General features: G+C 43.0%; 1 tRNA gene and 2 rRNA genes. All 3 read right to left on the bottom strand.

From position 1 onward, the window contains the following. Window positions 1-476 (bottom strand): 23S ribosomal RNA (locus E0709_RS12100); the annotation flags it as partial. 269 nt (window positions 477-745) lie between these two features. Further along, window positions 746-821, bottom strand: a tRNA-Glu gene (locus E0709_RS12095). Between the two features lie 211 nt (window positions 822-1,032). After that, window positions 1,033-1,119: ribosomal RNA gene (locus E0709_RS12090) — 16S ribosomal RNA — on the bottom strand; the annotation flags it as partial.

Genomic DNA, 1,119 nt, shown 5'->3' with positions numbered 1-1,119 from the left:
CCTTTCCTTCACAGTACTGGTTCACTATCGGTCAATCAGGAGTATTTAGCCTTGGAGGATGGTCCCCCCATCTTCAAACAGGATATCACGTGTCCCGCCCTACTTGTTGTTAGCTTAGTACCACAATTTGTTTTTAAGATACGGGACTATCACCCTTTGTAGTTCGACTTCCCAGCCGATTCTCCTAAACAAACTGCTATCACTCACTGGCTCTTCCACTTTCGCTCGCCGCTACTCACGGAATCTCGGTTGATTTCTTTTCCTCGGGGTACTTAGATGTTTCAGTTCTCCCGGTTTGCCTCATTTACCTATGTATTCAGTAAATGATAGTAGATTCTTCATCTACTGGGTTTCCCCATTCGGATATTTTGGATTAAACGCCTCTTATCGACTCATCCAAACTTTTCGCAGATTAGCACGTCCTTCTTCGCCTCTGATTGCCTAGGCATCCACCGTGTACGCTTAGTCACTTAACCATACAACCTGAAGTGCTTTGTACAGGTTTCAGATGACAGGCTTCAGACGACAGCCTGATACCTTTTCTATCTTTAACCTGCTTACTTTAGGTTGATTTTAATAACTAGACTTGTGTGCTTTTGTTCACACAAGATTTTTACTCAAACGTTGAGTCATCTAACAATCATCAATAGCAACACTGCTATCTGACCACTGTTATCTGAACTCTGTTTTCAGCTTGTTTCCAAATTTTTAAAGAACATTAAGATAATCAAAAATCATCTTTAGATGGCGTCCCCACGGGGATTCGAACCCCGGTTACCGCCGTGAAAGGGCGATGTCCTAGGCCTCTAGACGATGGGGACAACAGTTAAAGATAATCTTTTGTCTTCGCACTTCTTTTTTTCATTCATTTCTTGCCCGACCTAGTAAGCAAATAAAAGCGCGGTCTTTTTTTCGTTCATTTTTACCAAACAATCTGTGTGAACACTTGCTATCGCTTCAAGTTTCTTGGGTATCAATAACAAAGTCAAATCAGCTCACTGCCATCTGACACCTGTTATCTGACCACTGATATAAGGAGGTGATCCAACCGCAGGTTCCCCTACGGTTACCTTGTTACGACTTCACCCCAGTCATGAATCATACCGTGGTAAACGCCCC

This window comes from Lonepinella koalarum (assembly GCF_004565475.1).
GTDB lineage: Bacteria > Pseudomonadota > Gammaproteobacteria > Enterobacterales > Pasteurellaceae > Lonepinella > Lonepinella koalarum.
Note: the sequence above shows the minus strand (reverse complement) of the source record. Positions and strands in the feature narration are given on the sequence as shown.